This window comes from Streptomyces sp. 2A115, assembly GCF_052245575.1.
Lineage (GTDB): Bacteria > Actinomycetota > Actinomycetes > Streptomycetales > Streptomycetaceae > Streptomyces.
On sequence record NZ_JBQQCG010000026.1, the window covers coordinates 40,373 to 61,541 of the forward strand.

Genomic DNA, 21,169 nt, shown 5'->3' on the forward strand with positions numbered 1-21,169 from the left:
GTCGCCAGGGTCCCTCCCGTGTCGGCGAACTCCTGGCAGGTCGCGTACGTCCCGCCCTTGTGCGGCCATTTCGCGCGGCCGCGCCACCTCGGTGAGCGCCGCCGCGGTGAGCGCCGCCGCGGTGAGCGCCGCCACGGTCGGGCGGCTCAAGGCCGTCAGTTGTGGCGCGTCTTCTCGGCGGCCATGGGTAGTTCCAGGCGGGGCCCGTCGAAGCGTTCCCGCAGGAGCCGGTCGTGCGTCACCACGACCAGCGTGCCGGTGTAGCGGGCCAGGGCTGCCTCGATCTCCTCCACCAGAGCGGGGCCAAGTTGTTCGTCGGCTCGTCGAGCAGTAGCAGATCGAGTGGGCCGGCCGTCACGAGCCGGGCCAGTTCGAGCTTCCGGCGCTGCCCGGCGGACAGGTTCCGTACGGGAACAGCGAGATCGGCGGCACGGAACAGGCCGAGCACAAGGAGTGCGTCGGCGTGCTCGTCGGGCCGTCCCACCCTGTCGGCTGCGAATGCCGCGAGCAGCGTTCGGGCATCGAGGGCGTCGTCCGGCGCGCTTTGCTGACGTAGGAATCCAACCCGGCGCGGTCGGCGCACGATACCGGCGTCAGGCGTCAGTTCCCCCGCCAGCAGCTGGAGAAGGCTGCTCCCGGATCACCCCGCTCTTCGCTCCTGGATTTCAGAGCATGATGAGCAGACGCGTCTTCGGCTTGAGCTTCCTATTCACCGAACGACTCTGTACGTAGACCTCCAACTTGGGGTTGTTCCCCGCCTTCACGGAGACGGTTCCCTGGACATCCGTACCGAACAAAAGGCTGCGCGCCGCGTCCCCCGTATAGGCGCGGTCGGTGTCCTTCTCGACCACGATGACTTCCTTGTTCTGCTGAACCTGAGCCCGGGCGCCCAATTGGTAGTAACAGGAACCACGTTCGTACGTCACGCCCGGATGCGAGTCGACGAAGGAGCGAATCTCGACCTCCTTGTCGACTTTCAGGATCCGGTACTTGTCAGCCGGAATCGGTTCGAGGTTCGCCCGCACCTCGTCAACCGATATGTCCTGACCGACGGCGAACAGGTTCTTCGTGCCGCGCACCCCCTGCTCCCGCCCGCGGAGGAAGCTGGTGGCGGCAGCGCGCACGGTGCCGATCGCCTCCTCGACGCCCTTCTGGGAGTCCGCATCCCAGATGGCGATGTTCCCGGCCGGAAAACCGTAGTTCTGGGCGGTGCGCTTGGCCAGCGAGTTCGGAACGAGGATCGCGGAAGTCCAGTGGCCCGGAAGCCCGCCCATCTTCGCCGCGATCTTGTCGAGCCAGGGGCCAAGGATGGCCATGTCGCCGTCGTGCCGCCTGTCGCCCCCGGAGGCGTTCTCCTCGCCGTCCGTCACGACGATCTGGAGGAAGCTGTGCTCGCCGTATTCCTCCCAGATATGGCCCAGGTCATCCAGGGACTTCAGAGAAGCCTCGATGAGCGCCGTAGCACCATTGTTGACCTGGTACAGCCCCCGCATGGACGGCAGGTGCTTCACGTCCATGTCCCAGACCAGGTTCTCCACCCTGTGGTCGAAGGAGTAGAGGCTGATCCGTGTCTCATGGCCGAGGCTGTCGGACTCGGCCTTCAACCCCGCCACGAACTCGTCCACAACTCGAATGAGTTGACTCTGGTGCGGACGCATCGAACCCGAACAGTCCACTACCAGCGCGACGTGATTCACCTTGTGCTGGATCTTGTTTGCGGACACGTCTGTGTTCCCCCTCCGAGGTCCCCGAGTGATGTCTTCACTTTATGGGGAGGCACTGACAACGGCCTTTGACGCTCAATCACATGCCTGCGTCCAGCGCTGTGTCCGGCATCCAGGGACGCCCGGCGATCGTCCATGGCGCTCGCCGGTAGCGGACCGTCGTGCGGTCCTCGTGGTCCTCGCGGTCCTCGCGGTGCTGGGCGGATTGGGTGTGGGCGAGTCGGTAGGAGTCGCTGCGGTAGCGATCAAGACTTCCACCTGTGGGTTGACGACCTACCCAGCCACCAACTCAGCCGGCCGCACGGAGACGGTTCCCGGATCGGCAGTCCCGGCAGAGGCCGGGTTCCGCCGCGCGGAACCCCCGGTCGCAACCGTCGCAGTTCCGCATGGGCAGGACCGCCGGACGTACTGCGGGTTCCGCACTTCTGACCGGTGCGGGCAGGGGTGTCTCCTTGAGCCGGTAGGCGAGGATGCGGGCCGGGCGGACCAGGAGGTTGTCCGGGAGTCCTGCGGTGAGGTGGTCCGTGACCTGCGTGGGCAGGAGGCCTGCCGCGAGCCACCGGGTGACGGCCGGGGCGAGGCGGGCGGCTTCCTGCGCGGACAGGAAGAGGCGGGGGTCGACCCGGCGCAGGGCGGCGAGTACGGCGAGGGCCTGCGGGTCGGCGTCGGCGAGCGGGATCGGTGTCTCCGCCTCGGCCCGCACGGGCGCGGCCACCGTTTCCTCCATGGCCGCGGACGCGGGCGTGACCGCCGCCGCGGCGGCGGCGGGCGGCTTCCGGGGGCGGCGGGGCTTGGGCGGCTCGGGAGGCCCGTCCGGATCCGGATTCAAGTCCGGATCGCCGCCGGGAATGTCGTAGAAGTACGTCCGGGTGCGGATCTGCCCGGTGGACAGTCGCTCGCGGCGGCGCTCCAGGTACCCGGCCTCTTCGAGTTCCCTGAGTGCCCGCGAGACCAGGATTTCTCCCTCGGTGAAGTGCTCGCACAGCGCGGCGATGCTCACGGGGGAGCCGTCCGGCAGGGAGAGGATGTACGTCGCGACGCCGACCGTGACCGCGCTGCCGCGTCGCTGTGCGAGGGCGTTGGAGATCACGGTGAAGTCGGCCGTGAGGCGGGTGCGTACGTGGATCACGCCGGAGGTCGGAGCTCCGGCGTCGGCGCGCAGGCGCGCGTTAGACTGCGGTTCAGCCATCGGGAAGGTCTCTGCTTCCTGATCGGTCAGGCCCTCGTTCGGGATTGCCGTCCCGGCCGGGGGCCGTATCTGTTTGCGGTTGTCGCGGCGAACGTAACCGCCCGAATCCCGTGCCTGCAAGCCGGTCACTCGGACGGGTGACGTGGGCTTCGCGACCGGGGAGGGTGAGTGGGCGGGTAGTTCTTTCCCCCGGTTCTTTGGGGAGGTCAGTGGCCCGCCGGACCCTCGCGGACAAGGGTCCGGTGAGCCCGGAAGACGGCCGGCGGCCGGGGCCCGGCCGCCTCAGGGACGGTGGTGCCCGGCCTTCAACTCGCCCATGAAGGCGGCCCAGGTGGCGGTTTCGAAGCACAGCGCCGGACCGTGCGGGACCTTGCTGTCACGGACGGGGACGACGGTTCCTCGGAACCGGTCGGCCACCTCCACGCAGTCGCCCCCCGCCTGATTGCTGTAGCTGCTCCTGTACTCCACCGCAGTACAGCGTTCACGGATCAGGAAAGCCGCCCGGCCTCGTGAAGCGCGTCGAAGACCATCTCGTCGACGGCCGAGACTCGGTCCCGATCGGCGTAGCGGAACCACGCCTTCTCGGCGATCTCCCTCGACGGGGTCAGCTCACCGCGGTGATCGGCGGTGTAACAGATCATCCGGAAGGGGGCGTGATCCGGATGACCCTCGCCGATCTCGAAAGTGCCGAAGTGCACCATGGAACCGGGGTCGATCGCCGCCTGCAGTTCCTCGTCGATCTCCCGCACCAGGGTCTCGCCGTCGGACTCGCCCGGCTCACGATGACCGCCCGGGAAGTAGAAGCGATCTCTGCCGTGACTACGCGTCACCAACACCCGGTCGTCCCGCACCAGGATCCACGCCACCTTCTCCGGCACGCCGTTGCCGTTCGCCATGGCTCGGGACCGTATCGGAGGGGCATGGTCTGCGTCAGCACCGTTTCACCGTGATTCCCCGCTGTTCCCCGCTAGATCTGGTGCGCTTGTGGTGCAGTCTCCGGCGGCGGCGTCGGCGGCACTCACCGCTTCACCGCTCTGTACCGCTTCATGAGCGAAGTGATCCGCTGGCCGTCGGCCTGCCCGTTCAGCTCGGTCAAAAGATCGTCAGGGCAGAGCTCGTAGAGATCACCCCACCATCGACGCCCTCGGTTGTCCCAGATCCTGTAACCACCCGGCACGCCCCTTGCGACGTAGCGCCTCCTACTCACCCGTCCACCACCCCCCTGCCTTCCCGCTCTTCCCGCACGACCATACGGACGCCGGTGTGCGCCGGCGAGAAGGTTTCTGCAGCCTCCGGCCCACATGCTTTCCAACTGCGCCGGCGGTGGGTTGGTACATCCGGATGAACCTCACCTGAGGCGCGATCCAGATTTTTTTGGAGTTCGGCGGTCTGCGGATGTCGAGAACGTGCCACCGGCTCCGTCCCAGGGACATCAGCGGCCACCACCGGCCGTACGAGAAAGAAGGAGAAACCAGCATGGCGATTCAGCGGATGGACAACGTCGGCATCGTCGTAGAGGACCTGGACGCCGCCGTCGCGTTCTTCGTGGAACTCGGTATGGAGCTGGAGGGCAGGGCGGAGGTCGAGGGCCCCGTCGCCGACCAGTGCACCGGACTCGACGGCGTCCACTGTGACATCGCGATGGTCCGGACCCCGGACGGTCACAGCCGGCTCGAGCTGGCGAAGTACCGCACCCCCGCGGTGATCAGCGCCGGGCCGCGCAACCGGCCGCACAACATTCTGGGCACGCACCGCGTCATGTTCGCCGTCGACGACCTCGAGGACACCGTTGCCCGCCTGCGCCCTCACGGCGCCGAACTCGTCGGCGAGATCGCCCGGTTCGAGGACAGCTATCTGCTCTGCTACCTCCGCGGCCCGGAGGGCATCATCGTCGGACTGGCCGAGCAACTGCGCACCGGCTCCCACGTCGACAGCTGAGCGTCGACATGGCTCGCGCCCACGCCCCGGCCGATGGTGACCTCGACTCTGGGTCGCGGCTGCAGTCGCCTGGTATGAATGGCCGTGATGTCTTCGGTGTGGAGGCCATCGATCCCCTCGCATGTGCATGTGCTGCGTGAACTCGGCGGCGCCCAGGAGGAGGGTCGTTGAACTCGCCCCGCCGGGCAGTTGAGCCCGCTGGCACTGCCGGAGGCTTCACCGCTGCCGAGTCGGTTGCAGGACGCTCTCGTGGAGCAGATCCGCCGTCTCCCCGAAGCCACCCAGTCGGTACTGGTGGTGGCCGCCGCGGACGACACCCGTGATCTCACCCTGGTGCTGGCGGCGGCCGCCCACCGCTTCGGCGCGTCGATCGAGGACCTCGAACCCGCCGAACGCGCCGGCCTGGTCGCCCTGTCCGGGCAGCTGCTGCGCTTCCGGCACCCGCTGGTCCGATACGCCGCCTACCTGGGAGCCCCGCTCGCCAGGCGCATCGCCGCGCACCAAGCGCTGGCGGCGGTGCTGGACGCCAGTCGGCATGCACACCGGCGCGCGTGGCATCTGGCCGCCGCATCGACAGGCCCGGACGAACAGGTCGCCGACGAGCTGGAATCCGTCGCCGAGTGGGCCGACAGCCGTCAGGCGGTGGCCTCCGCGTCCGCCGCGTACGAGCGTGCCGCGCAACTCACGGCGGATCCGGACAGGCGGACGCGCCGGCTCATCAGCGCGGCTCAGAAGGCCGGCGAAGCCGGTCAGGACGAGCGGTGCGGCGCCCTGGCCGACCAGGTACCACTCCCCGTCGCGGATCCGGGGACGGCGGCGAACCTCGCCCGCGTGCGGGCTGTCGTCGAGCTGGGATACGGCAGCCCGGCCACCGCCGGTCGCATCCTGGTCGAATGCGCCGACCGGATCGGACCCAGTCGCCCCGACAAGCTTGCCTCCCTCCTGACCGAGGCGATCCACGCGGCCTTCTCCTCGGGCGACGCCGATCTCATCGCCGAGATCGCCGACCACGGCCCGGACCTGCCGGTATTGGCCATGCCCGCCCGCTTGTTCACCGGGGATGTCGGGGATGTGGCAGGCGCGCTGGCGTTGCTGCCTGATCTCCTACGGGTCGGCCGCCGTTCCGACTGCGGACTAGTGGACCGGCTGATGGCCGGTATCTACTGCCATCTGGTCGCCGACTACGCGCACGCGCTCGAGATCGCCGACGCGTCGGTCGTCCACTGCCGTGACCAAGGCATCGGCGGATGGCTGCCCACCACGCTGCACCTGTTGGCCAAGGTGGAACTGGCGCTCGGCCGGCATGAGCAGGCGTATGCGCACGCCGCCGAGGGACTCCGGCTGGCCGACTACTACCAGCTGGCCCACCGCGCCGCCCACCTGCGTGCCGTTCAGGCGGTCCTGGCCGCCGTCCAAGGACGGGAGGAGCAGACCCGCTCCCTGGCGGAGGAAGCCCTGGAGTACACGCGCCCGCGCGGTGTCGGGCGGGGTACGGCGGATGCTCTGTGGGCGCTCGGTCTCCTCGAACTCGGCCTCGGGCGAGCCGGGGCGGCGCTGGAGCACCTGGAATCGGCCGGGCGGGAGGCGGGCCATCCGCTGCTGGCTCACTTCCTCGTACCCGACCTGGTCGAGGCCGCGGTACGCGCCGGCCATCCGGAGCGGGCGACGGAGCCCGCGCGGCTGCTCGGGCAATGGGCGGCCGCCGCGCGGCAACCGGCCCTCGCCGCCCTGGCCCGCCGCTGCGCGGCACTGATCGGTCCGGACGCGGAGGCCGAGCAACACTTCTCGGCGGCTCTGCGACTCCACGAGGACGGCGGCGACTTCGAGCGGGCCCGCACCGAGCTGCTCTACGGGGAATGGCTGCGCCGCCTGCGGCGCAACCTCGACGCCCGCGACCACCTCCGCGAGGCGATGGAGGTCTTCGACAAGCTGGGCGCCGAGCCCTGGGCCGACCGGGCCCGGGCGGAACTGCAGGCCGCGGGCGAGACCCATGACCTGGCCGGTGCTGCCGACGGACGGATCAGCCGGCTGAGCCCACAGGAACGCGAGGTCGTACGGCTGGCCGCGACCGGCGCGACCAACCGGGAGATCGCCACGCACCTGTTCCTGAGTCCCCGTACCGTCGGCCACCACCTCTACCGTGCCTTCCCCAAGCTCGGCATCAGCTCCCGCACCGAACTCGCCTCGCTCCTCGCCTCATGAGGCGGGCGGCCTCATGAGGCGGGCGCCGAATAGACCATCCGGATCTCCGCGGTCCGGTAGCCGGCCCGGGCGAAGGCCGCGGCCATGGGCGCATTACCCATGTCCGTGGTAGCCGTGATCAGTTCGGCGCCCGCAGCCGCCTGCACCCGGGTGATCTCGGCGAGCACGTCGTCGACGTACCCCCGGCCGCGGAACTCCGGGACGACACCCAGGTAGCCGACGTTGCGGTTGTACGGAGTCGCCGACGGGATCGCCAGCCCGGCGACCTCCCCGTCGAGGGTGTGAGCCAGCCGCCACCACGCGCGCTCGCCGGGACAGCCCAGGTAGAAGTCCATTTCGTCCCGGGCGGTGGCGTCGGCGCCTTTGGCGGCCAGGTTCCTACGGGTCTCACCGTCCAGGCTGCCCGCGGCGATCCGCCGGAACACCCGCAGGAACTCCTCGTCCGAGGCTTCGGCGAAGGTGAGCCGGCCGCTGGAACCCGGGACGCCGACGTCGGGCGTCCACTCCAGGCGAAGCCGCTCCACCTCGTCGGTCAGCCCGGCCGCCAGCGCGGCCCCACGCCGCCAGGCCACAGCGGTCGCGATGTCCGGGGCGTCGCGCCAGCCGTTCGCCAGTGTCAGGTTGTAGAGCGGCAGTTTGCGCGCGCCCTGCTCGGCGAAGGCTCGCAGGCCGGCGCTGATCAGCTCGGCCCCGACCGCCGCGCGATCGGTGACCGAGGCGTCGACGTACAGGCAGTCCAGAGCGAGCGGGTGATCGCAGGCCGGCGGTCCCCACCACAGCGCCCGACCCACCACCCGGTCACCGTCCTCGGCGACCCAGGTCCACTCCGGCCGGTACATGCCCTGGCCCAGTTCGTCGAGGTAGCGGTCGGCAGGAATCCAGCCGACGGGTTCGTCGACCTTGACGGCGAGCATGCGATCGAGGTCGGCCTCGGTCGTCGGACGAAACAGCATGTGCTCTCCTGAAGGTCGTGTCTCTTCGATCAGGTGGCTCGTAGTTCTGGGCGGGTTCAGCAGGGGGCCCCGCCCAAGGGCCGGAACGAGTCGCGGGAGGCGGCCCGCGTTATGACGGCGGTTACTGCGGGTCGCGGTTGAACAAGGCCGTCGACCAGCGCGAGACCGAGCCGAACTCCCATCCCCATCCCGCAAAAGACGGGAGTCTCCCTGATGTGGCTGTTGCCGGTGGAGCCCCGCCCGACGTTGCCACCGCTGGTGACGTCATCGACGCTATGGCTGACCACACGGGGCCGGCATCGGTCGTCCCGACTTAACCTGGCCAGTCACGGCCGTACCGGGCATGGGCAGGCGCGTTCGCACCTTCGCCGCGCACATGCGAACCGGCGGGGCCAGGGAGGCGGAACAGGGCGCAATCGATCGTTTGGCCCCCGCAGTTCCGACCCAGCGCTATGGGCCGGCGACGCCGCGACGACTGTCTCCCCGCCCGCTGGACGACTATCTCCCTGCCCACTACAAGGGCGACCTGTTCGGGGATTCTCCTGGAAGCCAAATCTCGAAGTCGGCTCCCAAATGGCTCCCAGAACGGCGCCACAAAACGAACCAGGCCCGGTACTGATCTCTCAGTACCGGGCCTGACCTGCTATTTCAGCTGTCAGGGTGGCGGGATTTGAGCCCACGACCTCTTCGTCCCGAGCGCGATCACGGGGGCCCAGGCCTTGCCTCGAGGGCCGCTGGCCTGCCTATTCGGCTCCGACACTGTCCATTACGGTCCAGGACCGTCCGATCGCGGCTGTGACGCTTGGCCCTCTGTTTGGCCCCCGGGGAAGTTGCGGTGACGCTGCATTCGATGCTGGTCAGAGCTGTGATCAGGCAGGGCGACCGACCTTCCGACGTGGCATGACCCCGGACGCCAGTCGCGCGGTCAGCTCCTGGTCTCGTACCTGGTCAGCACCATGCCGTCGGGAAACGTCCGGGTCTCCAACAGGCTCAGGTTCACCCAGTTGTCCAGGGCTGTGAAGAACGGCGTGCCGCCGCCCACCAGGACCGGATGGGTGACGATCGCGTACTCGTCGATCAGCCCGGCCCGCATGGCCGCCGCGGCGAGTGTGGCACCGGCGATGTCCATGGGGCCGCCGTCTTCGGCCTTGAGTCTGGTGATCTCGGTGACCGCGTCGCCGGTGACCAGACGGGTGTTCCAGTCGACCGTGCGGGTCGTCGAGGAGAACACCACCTTCGGCATGTCCCGCCAGCGGCCGGCGTACTCGATCGTCGCCGGTGTGGCACCCGGCTGCTTGTCGGCGGTCGGCCAGTGGGAGCTCATCGTCTCCCACAGCTTGCGCCCGTACAGCGCCAGGCCCGTCGCGCCCACCCGGTCGGACCACCACTGGAACAGCTCGTCGCTCGGCACGCTCCAGCCGAGGTCGTCGCCAGGCGCGGCGATGTAGCCGTCCAGGCTCATGTTCATGCCGTAGGTCAGTTTCCGCATGGCGTCAGCCTCCCGTGAGTCGGTATTCGGCGTACAGACCAGCACGGCGCGCAAAACTCATCGGTCAGGCCACACTGAGGGCCAGTTGACCACCACGCCAAGCAGATGCTCCGTCACCGCGGCAGGAAACCGGGCTTCTCCTCTGCCAGGGTGTGGAGTCGATTGAGGTAGTCCTGCGCCGCAGGTTCTGCGGCGTAGCGGCGTCGCATTTCGGCAGCGAGTTCCCGCCTGGTCATGATGAGCGACGGCACCGATTGGCGGTCGCCCTCAAGGGCACGCGCACCCATAGTCAATGCCTGCTCCAGGTCGCCCTCACGTGCCGCCGTGACGCCCAGCGTGACGCGAGCTTCAGCGTTACGCATCGGCGAGCGGTCGGTGCCGTCGAAGTCCGTTCCTACCCTCAGCAGCTCTTCGGCGAGCGTGCGCGCGAGCTTGTCCTCACCGACCAGGCGGTAGCAGTCCATCGCGTAGAAGTCGAACTCGGCGGGGTCCACCACGAGGTGGTTGTCCAGGTTCGGCGTTGGTCCGCGGGTGTGCGCGGGCGTCCGCCGGTGTTCGTCGGCGTTGTCACGCAGTTGGACACTCACGTGGGGCCCGGCGCAGTCGTAGTTCCGGGCCCACCTGGCATCTGCCGTGCGGCTGTTGCCATGAGTACTTGGCGAACAGCGCGCCGGCCATGAGCGGAGGGTAGATGCCGGACGCTCAGCTTGGGCGGCTCGGTTGATCCAGCGGAGGTTGCCGTATTGACCTGTGGCAAAGCAGTGGCGGCGCCCATGCCCTATTCGAACTGCTTGCCGCTGCGGTTGTAGGTACCTTCGGGTTTGGTATCCAGTAGGCCAAAATGACGAGCGCGTGCTCGATAACTGGTCGAACCCGGGTCGTTCGTGTGTCCCGCCGAAGGTGTTGGGGTGGCGTGAGTTGCGTTCCTACCGGGCAGTCCTGGTCCTCGTTCCCGTCGCGTTCGCCCTCGTCGCATGTGGCAGGTTCGCCTTCCCGCCAGTCCCTGACGGTAAGCCGGTCGAGCTACCCCGATCGCAGACAGCGACCATGTGGGGCGACGGCGCGGGCGGCAGGCTAGAGCTGAAGCCGGATGGAACGTTCACTGCCGATGATGTCTGCGGTGATTACGACATCTCTGCCTACGGGCCGGAGAACGAACCCCGGTCGGGATCGGGTACCTGGGACGACGATGACGGGGAGGGACAGAGCAGCGTAACGGTGTCGTTCGAAGCCGACCGCGTGAACTCCACCTACAAGGCCCTGCGAGACGGCAAGACGCTGAAACTCTGGACATATGTCGGGGACCCCGACGAGGGTCTTTCGCTCTGCGTCCTGACCCTGCGGTAGTTACGGCCGTGCCGGAGTGGCCGACGGGACGGACTCTCGGGTCACCGCCTGGTCGAGCGAGGTCGGGCACGACCCTGTACTCGGGTGCGTGGCGAGATTGATCAGCACGTCGAGTCGGAGGCCTGCTTCCTGCAACTCGGCGACCTTCGCGTTGATGCGGAGGCGCTCGTCGAGCAGACATTCCAGCAGCTCGGGGCCGACGTATCGGGCGTCGATGGAGGGCAGGAGGGTGGCGATCAGGCGGCTGCCGAGACCGGCTGTGTAGAGCTGCTGGATGAGCCCCACACGGTCCACGGCGGACTCGTCGTAGACGCGCTGACCGCTGGTCGTGCGCTGGGGACGCAGCAGGCCCTGCTCCTCGTAGTAGCGCAGGGCACGCGTACTGACTCCGGCCTTGCCGGCCAGTTCTCCGATACGCATGGCACCCCTCCTTCTCGCGGTGTCGCTGTCACGACTTGCCTTTGACGTCAACGTCAAGTTTTAGCGTAAGCGGCACAGGACGGAAGCGAACATCGTCCCTCCGTCCGCTGAAGGGAATGACCATGAACATTGCTGGTTCTACCGCGCTCGTGACCGGAGCCAATCGCGGGATCGGTCAGCGCTTCGTCGAGCAGCTGCTGACCCGGGGAGCCAAGAAGGTATACGCCGCGACTCGCCGTCCGGAGCTGATCGACACCTCCGATTCGCGAGTCACGCCGCTGTACCTGGACCTGCTGGACGAGAAATCGATCTTGGGCGCCGCCGCAGCGGCGCAAGACATCACGTTGCTGGTCAACAATGCCGGCATCGCGACCGGGGCGCAGCTACTGACCGACGACCTGGACAAGATCCGGCAGGACCTGGAAACGCACCTCTTCGGCACGCTTCGGGTCATTCGCGCCTTCGCTCCGCACCTGGCCTCCAACGGTGGAGGGGCGATCGTGAACATTCTCTCCGTGCTTTCGTGGGTTGCCACCCCCGAAGGGTCGGGATCCTATTCCGTGGCCAAGGCCGCGGAGTGGAACATGACCAACGGCGTGCGCGTGGAGCTCGCCGCTCAGAAGACGCTCGTCCAGGGCGTGCATCTGGGCGCCGCGGACACCGACATGATGGCGGGACGCGACGCCCCCAAGATCGACCCGGCCGATGTCGCACGAGCCAGTCTCGACGGCGTGCAGGCCGGGGCCATCGAGGTGCTGGTCGACGATCCCAGCCGCTTCGTCAAGGCCGCCCTCTCGGGTGATCCTGCGCAGCTCTACAGCCCGCCGTCTGAAAACTGACCCGTCCCGGTGCGCCCAGATCCCGGCGCCGGTTCTCGCCCAGCCCCGAGCGGGACCCGGTGCCCGCCTCGGGGTCCCGCGGCCACTCGGGGACAACTCGCGCTGCGAACAACACGACATCGGCTCCCTGACCGGGGCCATCAAGCCGTTGCCTGTGGAACGGTTCACCATGGATGGCCGCCGAGTCGGTTGACGGTGGCATGAGGTGCCCAGCATGCAGCACAACATCGGCCGCCCCCGGCCACAGCTGCCGTCCGGCATGCCCAGCCGACACGGGGAAACGTGGCCCGGGCGTCCCACCGCGCCGCTGAAGAGGGCCAGTTGCGGCTTTGCCGGCGCATCGATGCCGGGCGGCCGATCGCGCACGTCGGCGCTTAGACCGGAATCTCGCCGCTGTCTGGCGAAGTGGTATGCACGCTGGCGCTGGCACGCACGGCCTCCGAGCGCGAGCGCCGGGCGGCATTCGCCGACTTCCTGAACCATCACCGCGTCACCTTCGGCCAGCCGCCGAAACCGCTCGACGTCTTCCCGCACAGCTGACCATGGAGAGAGTTCGTGGAACCAACGTGACCACCACAGCTAGTCACGCAGCAACACGAGAGGGCCCTTACCTACCCGGTAAGGGCCCTCTGACCTGCTACTTAGCTGTCGGGGTGGCGGGATTTGAACCCACGACCTCTTCGTCCCGAACGAAGCGCGCTGCCAAGCTGCGCTACACCCCGATGTCGCTGCTCGGCGGGCCACTTGCGTGGTGTGTGCCGTGGCGACGTCGTTTACTTTAGCCCACCGGTGGCCGGAGACGAAATCCGGTTTTCAGGAGGTCGGCGGCGGCGTGGGCCGGGGCGGATGTGGTCGAGGGCGACGAGGAGGACGGCGAGGGCGTAGCAGGCGAGGCCGAGGACGGTGGCGTTGCCGAGCACTTCGACGTAGCCGCGTTGGGGCACGTCAAGGAAGGGGTACAGGTAGCGGGCCGGAGCGTCCGGTGGTAGGAGCGCGCCTCGGGTCAGGGCGAAGGCCACGTACGTGACGGGGAAGACGAGCCAGACGGCCGCGTCCTGTGGGCGCAGCGGGCCCGGGCGGGTCAGCAGGAGCCAGTCCAGTGCGGCGGCGACGGGGATCACCGTGTGCAGGAGCTGGTTGGTGAGCGCGTGCCAGCCGGTCAGCGCGCCGGCGCCGGCGTCGCTCGTCATGGAGAACGTGATCGCGTCGTTCGCCAGGATCAGGTGGTAGACCAAGCCGGTGGCCACGGCGTACAGCAACGTGCACGCGGTGACGGACGGTGGCAGCGGGCGGCGGGCCGTCCACGCCCGTCGGGCCGAGAGCGTGAACACCACCGTCACCAGGAGGGCGGTCTGGATCGCGAAGTAGCTCAGGACTCGCGGTGGGCTGCCCAGGAGCAGGTCGAGCGTGATGCCCGCGGCCGCCGTCAGTGCGATGAGCAGGCGGAAGGCGGCGACGAAGGGGCGGCGTACGCGGGGGACCACCGCGTCGGCCGGGACGACGGAGGCGGTGGTGGCGGCGGCGCTGGCGGCTATACCGGGGATCGCGGGGATGTCCGGGATGTCCGCGGGTATGGGAGCGGTCATGCCCTCACGCTAAGCGGGGCGGACAAATGGGGCGATCCGGATTGAACCGGTCGAGGGTCGCCCTCGCTCCACGACCGGTCAGCCCGGCCCGCCACCGTCAGCTCTGGCCGCCGGGGTCAGCCGCGGCCCGCCGGCGTCAGTCTCGCCCCGCCGACGTCAGTCGTCTCGCCCCACCAACGTCAACAACGTCGCCTCCGGCGGGCAGGCGAACCGTACCGGCGTGTACCGGCTCGTCCCGCACCCCGCCGACACGTGCATGTACGACGTCCGCCCGGAAGCCTCCTCCGTGTGGGTGGACAGCCCCTTCACCCGGTCCGTGTCCAGGTCGCAGTTGGTCACGAAGGCCCCGTAGAAGGGGAGGCACAGCTGGCCGCCGTGAGTGTGGCCGGCCAGGATCAGCGGGTAGCCGTCCGCGGTGAAGGCGTCGAGCGCGCGCAGGTACGGAGCGTGCACGATGCCCATCGAGAAGTCGGCAGAGTCCGACGGGCCGCCTGCCACGCGCGCGTACCGGTCGCGCTTGATGTGCGGGTCGTCGAGCCCGGTCAGCTCGATCTCGTAGCCGTCGATCTTGAGGGTGCCGCGTACGTTCGTGAGGTTCAGCCAGCCGGCCGAGTCGAAGCCTTCGCGCAGCGGTTCCCACGGGTTGTGGATCGCGCCGACGACGGGCGCGTTGCCGTTCAGCCCGTGCCGCCCCTGTGTCTTCTCGAACAAGTAACGGGCGGGGTTGCGGGGTTTGGGCCCGTAGTAGTCGTTCGAGCCGAACACGTACGCGCCCGGGAACTCCATCAGAGGCCCGAGGGCGTCCAGAACCTCCGGTACGCCCTCCGGATCGGAGAGGTTGTCCCCGGTGTTGATGACGAAGTCCGGGCGCAGCCCGGCCAGCGAGCGCAGCCAGCGCTGCTTCTTGCGCTGGCCGCTCACCATGTGGATGTCGGAGACCTGGAGCACGCGCAGCGGCCGCATCCCGGGCGGCAACACCGGGACCGTCACCCGCCGCAGGCGGAAGAAGCGGGTCTCGAAACCCGCCGAGTAGAGCAGACCGGCGGCGCCGGCCGCCACGATTCCCAGGGGTACTCCGTATCGCGCGCGCATACGTCCATCGTGTCAGACGGCACGGACACCCGGCTCCGCCGGAACCGCCGCCCGAAAGCACCCCACGGAGCCGCCGCCCGAAATCAACGGGCAGCCGTCGCACCGTACCTGCGACAATCAACCCATGACCACGCTCAAGTCGAAGCTGAAGGCAGACCTCAACGCCGCGATCAAGGAGCGTGACGAGCTCCGCTCCTCGACGCTCCGGCTGACCCTCTCCGCGATCACGAACGAGGAGGTCGCGGGCAAGGAGAAGCGCGAGCTCTCCGACGACGAGGTGCAGAAGGTGATCGCCAAGGAGGCGAAGAAGCGCCGGGAGGCGGCCGAGGCCTTCGCGCAGGGCGGCCGCCCCGAGTCGGCCGAGCGTGAGAAGGCGGAGGGCGAGGTCCTCGCCGAGTACCTGCCCAAGCAGCTCTCCGACGACGAGCTCCGGCAGATCGTCACGCAGGCCGTCGAGGAGGCGAAGGCGGCCGGCGCCGAGGGCCCCCGCGCCATGGGCCAGGTCATGAAGATCGTGAACCCGAAGGTGGCCGGCCTGGCCGAGGGTGGCCGCGTCGCCGCGCTGGTCAAGAAGCAGCTCGCGGGCTGAGGCCGACCGGATCCCGCACGAAGAGCACCAAAAGCGCCAAGCACCAAGCACCAAGCACCAAGAGTACGAAGAGCACCAAGAGAAAGAGGCGGACGCCCCCAACCACTAGGGGACGCCCGCCTCTTCTTCGTACAGGACTACAGGACTACAGGGCTAAGGGAGGCTAAGGGACCCGGCCCACGGAACCCGGCCCACGGAACCCGGCCCACGGAACCCGGCCCACGGAACCCGGCCCACGGAACCCGGCCTACGGAAAGTTCCCGCCGCCGTTCCCGTTCCCGCCGTTCCCGTTCCCCCCGATCGTCCAGTCCTCCGGAATCGAGATGGTCGGATCGGGGAAGGCGCCACCGTCGGTGCCGCCGTCGTTCCCGTTGTCGTCGTTCCCACCGTTGCCGTTGCCGTTGCCGTTGTTGTCGCCGTCCCCGTTGTCCCCGTCTTCGCGGTCCTTGTCCCGGGGGCGCTCGACCTCGGGGATGCTGACGTTGTTGAAGGTTCCGGAGTCCCTGCCCGCGAGGGCGCCGGTCATGGCGTCCTTCCAGATCGGTCCGGGCACCGCGCCGCCGAAGACCTTCTCGTGCCACTCGCCGCCGATCGTGATGTTCACCATCTTGACCTTCTGGGTGGCGCTGCCGACCCAGACAGCGCCGGACAGTTTCGGCGTGTAGCCCACGAACCAGGCGTTCTTGCGGAAGTCCGTCGTACCGGTCTTACCCGCGTTGTCCCGGTCGGTGAGACCGGCCTGCTGGCCCGTACCGGAGTCGACCACGCCGCTGAGCAGCGCGTTGATCATGTCCGCGGTGGACTCCGACATCGCGCGCGAGCACGTCGACTTCGGCACCTTGAGCGACTTCTTCTCACCGCCGAGCTGCTGGCTGATCGACTCGATCGCGACCGGCGTGCAGTACGTGCCCCGGTTGGCGAAGGCCGCGTACGCGCTCGCCATGGTCAGCGGCGAGAGGCCGGTGGAGCCGAGGGTGAGCGAGGCGGGCACCTCGGGCACCTTGGTGCCGTTGCCCTGCACCACGCCCAGCTTGTCGGTCATCTTCACCACCGGGCACATGCCCGTGTCCTCGAGCATCTGCACGAAGTAGGTGTTGACCGACTTGGCCATGGCCTCCTGCAGCCCGTACGGGCCAACCTCCGACTCGTCCTCGTTCTCGACCTTGACCTCGCCCTCCCTGCGCCAGGTCTTCCCGTCGCACGCCGACACGCTGTCGGGATACAGCATCTCGTACGGCGCGGGATAGACCTGGTTGGCGGGCTTGCCCTCCTCCAGAGCGGCCGCGGCCAGGAACGGCTTGAACGTCGAACCCGTCGGGAAGCCGAAGTTCGAGCCGCCCATCTTCGCGTTGACCGAGTAGTTGTACTCCGTCTCGTTCTTGCCGTAGCCGTACGGCTTCGACTGGCCCATCGCCAGGATCTTGCCGGAGCCGGGCTCGACGAGCGTCGACGCCGCCGCGACCTTGTCCTTCTTGTAGATGTGAGCCTTGAGGGACGCCTGCACCGACTCCTGGGACTGCGGGTCGAGCGTCGTACGGATCGTCAGACCGCCCTGGTTCCAGACCTTGGACCGGGCCTCCTTGGTCTTGCCGAAGACCGGGTCGGTCAGGAAGACCTCGCGGACGTAGTCACAGAAGAAGCTGGCGTTCTTGACCGCCGTGATGCAGCCGTTGTTGGGCTTGCTGACCTTCAGGCCGAGCGGTTTCTCCTTGGCCGCGTCGGCCTCCGCCTGGGAGATGTCCTTGACGTCGGCCATGCGCTGCAGCACGGTGTTGCGCCGCTTCGTGGCCTCCTCCTCGTCGTTGACCGGGTCGTACCGGCTCGGCGACTGGACGATGCCGGCGAGCAGCGCGGCCTCCTGCAGCTTCAGGTCCTTGGCGGACTTGGAGAAGTAGCGCTGGGACGCGGCCTCGACGCCGTAGGCCTGCTGTCCGAAGAACGTGATGTTCAGGTAGTTCTCGAGGATCTTCTTCTTGCCGAGCTCTTCCTCGACCTGGATCGCGAACTTCAGTTCCTTGACCTTGCGGCCGAGGGTCTGCTGGGTGGCCTGGGCGATCTTCGTCGCGTCATCGCCGGCCTCCTCCACGAAGACGTTCTTCACGTACTGCTGCGTGAGCGTGGAGGCGCCCTGTGAGACGCCGCCGCTCTGCGCGTTCTTGTTGAGGGCGCGCAGGACGCCCTTGAGGTCGATCGCGCCGTGCTCGTAGAAGCGCGAGTCCTCGATGGCGACGATCGCGTTCTGCATGTACGGGGAGATGTTCTTGAGGTCGACCACCGTGCGGTCGCGTGAGTAGACCGTGGCGATGTTCCCGCCCTGGTTGTCCAGGATCGTGGTGCGCTGGCTCAGCGGTGGCCGCTTCAGGTTGGCCGGGATCTCGTCGAATCCCTCGACGGATCCCTTCGCCGCGAGACCGAGCGCGCCCACCGCGGGCACCGCGATTCCGGCCATGACGGCTCCTGCGAGCACACTGACACCGAGGAACTTGGCGGCCTGCTGAGTTGGGGACAGACCACCACCCGAGCGCTTGTTTGGCATAGGGGCAGCCTACGTTCTCATTCGCCGGACACACGTATAGGCCTTGGCCTAAGCTGCTCTCAACTGTCACAGCAAGCAGGGCTACGTATCAATACGTCCGGCGACCCCGAATCGTTTCGGTCGGCACTCAACTTTTTTGTTGGGGACGTGCCTGAATCCGCCTCATGTGTCATCTGGCGTCCGTTGTGACTCAACTCAACTGTCCCGGTTCGCCGGGAAGGTCACGTATGTCGTCGGGTCACTCCGTTGGGTGATCTGTCGCGTACGCATAGTCCATTCGGGCCATTCAAGATTGGGCCCCAAGGGGCTGGTTGACTGTGCCCTCCTTCCGTAACGTCCTCAACTGGCGGCGGTGAATATGCCGCTGCCGCCGTGGGGGAGCCTCGATTCGGGAGAGGACGGCGCCGGTATGGGCTGGGTAACCGACTGGAGTGCGCAGGCGGCCTGCCGCACTACCGATCCGGATGAACTGTTCGTTCAAGGAGCAGCGCAGAACAGGGCCAAGGCGGTGTGCACCGGATGCCCGGTGCGGACGGAGTGCCTGGCCGACGCGCTGGACAACCGCGTCGAGTTCGGCGTGTGGGGAGGAATGACGGAGCGGGAGCGCCGCGCACTGCTGCGCAGGCGGCCCACCGTCACCTCTTGGCGCAGGCTGCTCGAAACCGCGCGTACGGAGTACGAGCGAGGGGCGGGGATCCTGCCTCTCGACGAGGAAGAGGTGTACGAGCACTACGCGGCGGTGGGCTGACCGCCCTCCGCATGCCATCGGGGTCCACAGCGGCCCCGTACGCGTCCCGGGTCCACGTGACCCTGCACGCACCGCGTCAGGGGCCCACACGGCCCTGTCGCACCTGGGGCCCCGCGGCCCCGAGAGGCTTACGCAGCTCCGGTCGGCGAGGTACCGGCCGCGAGCCGGTTCCCGATGTCCCGCAGCCCCGCGAGGTCGTGCACATCGCCGGGCAGCGCGGCCACTTCGGCCACCGCCACTTCGGGGTGGAGCGAGGTGAAGCGGTCACGTGTGCGCTGCTCGCGGGAGAGCAGCTGCATGCGCTCGGCGTGCAGCCTCAACAGGCCTGCGGTGAGTTGGTCGACTGTCCGGTCCGGGGCGGGGGAGCCATCTTCGGAACCGGAAGGTGCGGTGGGTGCGGTTGCCTCGGTAGCGGGAGATTCTGAACTGCCGTACGTGTCGGGAGAGTTACGAAGTCCAGCTTTCCCGTCCACCTGATCCACAATGCGGGCTTCGGCAAGATTTTCCACGGCCGTGAGATCAAGGTTCTCCGCGGCGGCGAGCGCGCGCTCGGCGGACAGCTGAGCGGCGCCGCTGCCGTGGACACGGTTCAGCACGAGACCCGCCAGCGGCATGTCCTCGGCGGCCAGCCGCTCCACGAAGTAGGCAGCCTCGCGCAGCGCGTCCCGCTCAGGGGCCGCGACGACCAGGAACGCCGTCCCGGGCGCCTGGAGGAGCTTGTACGTGGCGTCCGCGCGGGTGCGGAAGCCACCGAAGGTGGTGTCCATGGCGGCCACGAACGTCTGGACGTCCTTGAGGAGCTGGCCGCCGAGGAGCTTGCCCAGGGTGCCGGTCATCATCGACATCCCGACGTTCAGGAACTTCATCCCCGCGCGGCCGCCCAGCTTCGCCGGCGCGGTCAGCAGCCGGATCAACTTGCCGTCCAGGAACGACCCGAGTCGGCTCGGGGCGTCGAGGAAGTCCAGCGCCGAGCGCGAGGGCGGGGTGTCGACGACGATGAGGTCCCACTCGTCGCGAGCCCTCAGCTGCCCCAGCTTCTCCATCGCCATGTACTCCTGCGTGCCCGCGAAGCCCGCCGAAAGCGACTGGTAGAAGGGGTTGTTGAGGATCACGGCCGCCCGCTCGCGGTCCGCGTGCGCCTCGACGATCTCGTCGAAGGTGCGCTTCATGTCGAGCATCATCGCGTGCAGCTCGCCGTCCGCGGAGTCGTCGACGCCCTTCACGCGGCGCGGGGTGTTGTCGAGCGCGTCGATGCCCATCGACTGGGCGAGCCTGCGCGCCGGGTCGATGGTGAGGACGACCACCTTGCGGCCACGCTCCGCCGCGCGCAGCCCGAGGGCCGCCGCGGTGGTCGTCTTGCCGACGCCGCCCGAGCCGCAGCAGACCACGATGCGGGTCTTCGGGTCGTCGAGCAGCGGGTCGACGTCGAGGACGCGGGCGGAGTCGATGGCGCGGGGGTCGTGTGTGTGGGCGAGGTCGTGCCCGCGGGCGGCGTCGCGCGCGTGGGCCGGATCGTATGCGCGGGCCGGGTCCTGGCTCATGAGATCCCTTGCTGACGCAGTTCCGTGGCGAGTTCGTACAGGCCCGCGAGGTCCATTCCCTCGGCGAGCAGTGGGAGTTCGTGCAGCGGGAGGCCCAGTTCCTGGAGTACGGCCCGCTGCTCGCGTTCCAGCGCGTACCGCTCGGCGTACTCCCCGGCCTGGGTCAGCAGCGGATCCACCAGCCGCTCGGCGACCCCGCCGCGGCGTGCGCCGCCGAGTCCGGCGGCGGACAGCGACTTGGCGACGGCCGTGCGCGGTGCCTCGCGCGTGAGATCCAGGTCGGCCTCGTCGAGGATCGCGGGCCGCACCATGTTCACGATGATCCGACCCACCGGCAGGTCAGCGGCGCGCAGATCGGAGATGCCGTCCACGGTCTCCTGGACGGGCATCTCCTCCAGCAGGGCCACCAGGTGAACCGCCGTCTCGGGCGACTTGAGCACCCGCATGACGGCCTGCGCCTGATTGTGTATCGGGCCGATCTTGGCGAGCCCGGCCACCTCTTTGTTCACGTTCAGGAAGCGCGTGATCCGCCCGGTCGGTGGGGCGTCCATCACCACGTAGTCGTACGCGAAGCGCCCGTTCTTGTCCTTGCGGCGGACCGCCTCGCAGGCCTTCCCGGTCAGCAGCACGTCCCGCACACCCGGCGCGATGGTCGTCGCGAAGTCGATGGCGCCGAGCTTCTTCAGGGCACGTCCGGCGCCACCGAGCTTGTAGAACATCTGGAGGTAGTCCAGAAGCGCCAGTTCGGCGTCGATGGCCAGGGCATACACCTCCCCGCCACCGGGAGCGACGGCGATCTTCCGCTCCTCATAGGGCAGCGCTTCTGCTTCGAAGAGCTGCGCGATGCCCTGTCTGCCCTCGACCTCGACCAGAAGGGCGCGCTTGCCCTCGGTCGCGAGGGCGAGCGCGAGGGCCGCGGCGACCGTCGTCTTGCCGGTACCGCCCTTGCCGCTGACCACCTGGAGCCTGCTCACGT

General features: G+C 68.5%; 21 protein-coding genes, 1 tRNA gene and 1 pseudogene. 7 read left to right on the forward strand and 16 right to left on the reverse strand.

Annotation, left to right across the window (positions count from 1 at the left end):
* Positions 1–155: 155 nt before the first annotated feature.
* The 6 genes and pseudogenes from ACTWQR_RS23220 to ACTWQR_RS23245 all read right to left on the reverse strand — a co-directional run.
* A pseudogene (locus ACTWQR_RS23220) lies at positions 156–634 on the reverse strand (ATP-binding cassette domain-containing protein); the annotation flags it as partial.
* A 31-nt stretch (positions 635–665) separates the two neighbouring features.
* On the reverse strand, positions 666–1,724 hold the full coding sequence (locus ACTWQR_RS23225) for a VWA domain-containing protein (protein ID WP_443229058.1): 1,059 nt from the start codon (positions 1,722–1,724) through the stop codon (positions 666–668).
* 289 nt (positions 1,725–2,013) lie between these two features.
* Positions 2,014–2,913 carry a hypothetical protein gene (locus tag ACTWQR_RS23230; RefSeq protein ID WP_443229059.1) on the reverse strand — a complete coding sequence of 300 codons (900 nt, stop codon included), beginning with the start codon at positions 2,911–2,913 and terminating at the stop codon, positions 2,014–2,016.
* Between the two features lie 282 nt (positions 2,914–3,195).
* Positions 3,196–3,381 carry a DUF397 domain-containing protein gene (locus tag ACTWQR_RS23235; protein WP_443229060.1) on the reverse strand — a complete coding sequence of 62 codons (186 nt, stop codon included), beginning with the start codon at positions 3,379–3,381 and terminating at the stop codon, positions 3,196–3,198.
* 20 nt (positions 3,382–3,401) lie between these two features.
* On the reverse strand, positions 3,402–3,809 hold the full coding sequence (locus ACTWQR_RS23240; RefSeq protein ID WP_443229061.1) for an NUDIX hydrolase: 408 nt from the start codon (positions 3,807–3,809) through the stop codon (positions 3,402–3,404).
* Between the two features lie 122 nt (positions 3,810–3,931).
* On the reverse strand, positions 3,932–4,120 hold the full coding sequence (locus ACTWQR_RS23245) for a hypothetical protein (protein ID WP_443229062.1): 189 nt from the start codon (positions 4,118–4,120) through the stop codon (positions 3,932–3,934).
* Between the two features lie 269 nt (positions 4,121–4,389).
* Between ACTWQR_RS23245 and ACTWQR_RS23250 the strand changes: the two genes are divergently transcribed.
* Complete coding sequence (locus tag ACTWQR_RS23250) at positions 4,390–4,851, forward strand: VOC family protein (RefSeq protein WP_443229063.1); 462 nt, start codon at positions 4,390–4,392, stop codon at positions 4,849–4,851.
* Positions 4,852–5,100: 249 nt separating this feature from the next.
* Entirely contained in the window at positions 5,101–7,053 is a 1,953-nt protein-coding gene (locus tag ACTWQR_RS23255) for a LuxR C-terminal-related transcriptional regulator (RefSeq protein WP_443229064.1), read from the forward strand.
* Between the two features lie 11 nt (positions 7,054–7,064).
* Here the strand turns inward: ACTWQR_RS23255 and ACTWQR_RS23260 are convergent, their stop codons facing one another.
* The 3 genes from ACTWQR_RS23260 to ACTWQR_RS23270 all read right to left on the reverse strand — a co-directional run bounded on the left by ACTWQR_RS23260 (position 7,065) and on the right by ACTWQR_RS23270 (position 10,082).
* Positions 7,065–8,006, reverse strand: a complete 942-nt coding sequence (locus tag ACTWQR_RS23260; RefSeq protein ID WP_443229065.1) for a GNAT family N-acetyltransferase — start codon at positions 8,004–8,006, stop codon at positions 7,065–7,067.
* Positions 8,007–8,931: 925 nt separating this feature from the next.
* Complete coding sequence (locus ACTWQR_RS23265) at positions 8,932–9,495, reverse strand: dihydrofolate reductase family protein (RefSeq protein WP_443229066.1); 564 nt, start codon at positions 9,493–9,495, stop codon at positions 8,932–8,934.
* A 113-nt stretch (positions 9,496–9,608) separates the two neighbouring features.
* Positions 9,609–10,082, reverse strand: coding sequence for a hypothetical protein (locus tag ACTWQR_RS23270; protein WP_443229067.1), 474 nt, complete (start codon positions 10,080–10,082; stop codon positions 9,609–9,611).
* 265 nt (positions 10,083–10,347) lie between these two features.
* Here ACTWQR_RS23270 and ACTWQR_RS23275 point away from each other — a divergent pair, with 265 nt between their 5' ends.
* Positions 10,348–10,842, forward strand: a complete 495-nt coding sequence (locus ACTWQR_RS23275) for a hypothetical protein (RefSeq protein WP_443229068.1) — start codon at positions 10,348–10,350, stop codon at positions 10,840–10,842.
* On the opposite strand, the gene ACTWQR_RS23280 is transcribed toward ACTWQR_RS23275, so the two are convergent.
* On the reverse strand, positions 10,843–11,262 hold the full coding sequence (locus tag ACTWQR_RS23280; RefSeq protein WP_443229069.1) for a MerR family transcriptional regulator: 420 nt from the start codon (positions 11,260–11,262) through the stop codon (positions 10,843–10,845).
* A 122-nt stretch (positions 11,263–11,384) separates the two neighbouring features.
* On the opposite strand from ACTWQR_RS23280, the gene ACTWQR_RS23285 reads away from it, so the two are divergent.
* Together ACTWQR_RS23285 and ACTWQR_RS23290 are read left to right on the forward strand one after the other, a co-directional pair.
* Entirely contained in the window at positions 11,385–12,101 is a 717-nt protein-coding gene (locus ACTWQR_RS23285; protein ID WP_443229119.1) for an SDR family oxidoreductase, read from the forward strand.
* A 405-nt stretch (positions 12,102–12,506) separates the two neighbouring features.
* The gene (locus ACTWQR_RS23290; protein WP_443229070.1) at positions 12,507–12,641 is read left to right on the forward strand and encodes a hypothetical protein; all 135 of its coding nucleotides are present in this window, start codon (positions 12,507–12,509) and stop codon (positions 12,639–12,641) included.
* Between the two features lie 108 nt (positions 12,642–12,749).
* Here the strand turns inward: ACTWQR_RS23290 and ACTWQR_RS23295 are convergent.
* From ACTWQR_RS23295 to ACTWQR_RS23305, 3 genes are all read right to left on the reverse strand, one after another.
* Positions 12,750–12,823, reverse strand: a tRNA-Pro gene (locus ACTWQR_RS23295).
* 51 nt (positions 12,824–12,874) lie between these two features.
* Positions 12,875–13,687 carry a Pr6Pr family membrane protein gene (locus tag ACTWQR_RS23300; protein ID WP_443229071.1) on the reverse strand — a complete coding sequence of 271 codons (813 nt, stop codon included), beginning with the start codon at positions 13,685–13,687 and terminating at the stop codon, positions 12,875–12,877.
* A gap of 156 nt (positions 13,688–13,843) precedes the next feature.
* Complete coding sequence (locus ACTWQR_RS23305; protein ID WP_443229072.1) at positions 13,844–14,779, reverse strand: metallophosphoesterase; 936 nt, start codon at positions 14,777–14,779, stop codon at positions 13,844–13,846.
* A gap of 124 nt (positions 14,780–14,903) precedes the next feature.
* Here ACTWQR_RS23305 and ACTWQR_RS23310 point away from each other — a divergent pair, with 124 nt between their 5' ends.
* On the forward strand, positions 14,904–15,368 hold the full coding sequence (locus tag ACTWQR_RS23310; RefSeq protein ID WP_443229073.1) for a GatB/YqeY domain-containing protein: 465 nt from the start codon (positions 14,904–14,906) through the stop codon (positions 15,366–15,368).
* A gap of 247 nt (positions 15,369–15,615) precedes the next feature.
* Here the strand turns inward: ACTWQR_RS23310 and ACTWQR_RS23315 are convergent, their stop codons facing one another.
* Positions 15,616–17,904 (reverse strand): transglycosylase domain-containing protein, encoded by a 2,289-nt coding sequence (locus tag ACTWQR_RS23315; protein ID WP_443229074.1) that lies wholly within the window; start codon positions 17,902–17,904, stop codon positions 15,616–15,618.
* Positions 17,905–18,313: 409 nt separating this feature from the next.
* Here ACTWQR_RS23315 and wblA point away from each other — a divergent pair, with 409 nt between their 5' ends.
* Positions 18,314–18,652: a transcriptional regulator WblA gene (gene wblA / locus ACTWQR_RS23320; protein ID WP_033321758.1), complete on the forward strand. Its 339-nt coding sequence runs from the start codon at positions 18,314–18,316 to the stop codon at positions 18,650–18,652.
* Positions 18,653–18,780: 128 nt separating this feature from the next.
* Here wblA and ACTWQR_RS23325 read toward each other — a convergent pair whose 3' ends face one another.
* Entirely contained in the window at positions 18,781–20,193 is a 1,413-nt protein-coding gene (locus ACTWQR_RS23325) for an ArsA family ATPase (RefSeq protein ID WP_443229075.1), read from the reverse strand.
* The gene (locus ACTWQR_RS23330; protein ID WP_443229076.1) at positions 20,190–21,167 is read right to left on the reverse strand and encodes an ArsA-related P-loop ATPase; all 978 of its coding nucleotides are present in this window, start codon (positions 21,165–21,167) and stop codon (positions 20,190–20,192) included. The genes ACTWQR_RS23325 and ACTWQR_RS23330 overlap by 4 nt, the downstream gene beginning before the upstream one ends.
* Between the last annotated feature and the right edge of the window lie 2 nt (positions 21,168–21,169).

Coding starts and splice junctions, on each gene's coding strand:
- ACTWQR_RS23240 (WP_443229061.1), bottom strand. CDS start 3,809: ATGGCGAACGGCAACGGCGTGCCGGAGAAGGTGGCGTGGATCCTGGTG.
- ACTWQR_RS23250 (WP_443229063.1), top strand. CDS start 4,390: ATGGCGATTCAGCGGATGGACAACGTCGGCATCGTCGTAGAGGACCTG.
- ACTWQR_RS23315 (WP_443229074.1), bottom strand. CDS start 17,904: ATGCCAAACAAGCGCTCGGGTGGTGGTCTGTCCCCAACTCAGCAGGCC.
- ACTWQR_RS23265 (WP_443229066.1), bottom strand. CDS start 9,495: ATGCGGAAACTGACCTACGGCATGAACATGAGCCTGGACGGCTACATC.
- ACTWQR_RS23310 (WP_443229073.1), top strand. CDS start 14,904: ATGACCACGCTCAAGTCGAAGCTGAAGGCAGACCTCAACGCCGCGATC.
- ACTWQR_RS23285 (WP_443229119.1), top strand. CDS start 11,385: ATGAACATTGCTGGTTCTACCGCGCTCGTGACCGGAGCCAATCGCGGG.
- ACTWQR_RS23280 (WP_443229069.1), bottom strand. CDS start 11,262: ATGCGTATCGGAGAACTGGCCGGCAAGGCCGGAGTCAGTACGCGTGCC.
- wblA (WP_033321758.1), top strand. CDS start 18,314: ATGGGCTGGGTAACCGACTGGAGTGCGCAGGCGGCCTGCCGCACTACC.
- ACTWQR_RS23260 (WP_443229065.1), bottom strand. CDS start 8,006: ATGCTGTTTCGTCCGACGACCGAGGCCGACCTCGATCGCATGCTCGCC.
- ACTWQR_RS23305 (WP_443229072.1), bottom strand. CDS start 14,779: ATGCGCGCGCGATACGGAGTACCCCTGGGAATCGTGGCGGCCGGCGCC.
- ACTWQR_RS23300 (WP_443229071.1), bottom strand. CDS start 13,687: ATGACCGCTCCCATACCCGCGGACATCCCGGACATCCCCGCGATCCCC.
- ACTWQR_RS23230 (WP_443229059.1), bottom strand. CDS start 2,913: ATGGCTGAACCGCAGTCTAACGCGCGCCTGCGCGCCGACGCCGGAGCT.
- ACTWQR_RS23325 (WP_443229075.1), bottom strand. CDS start 20,193: ATGAGCCAGGACCCGGCCCGCGCATACGATCCGGCCCACGCGCGCGAC.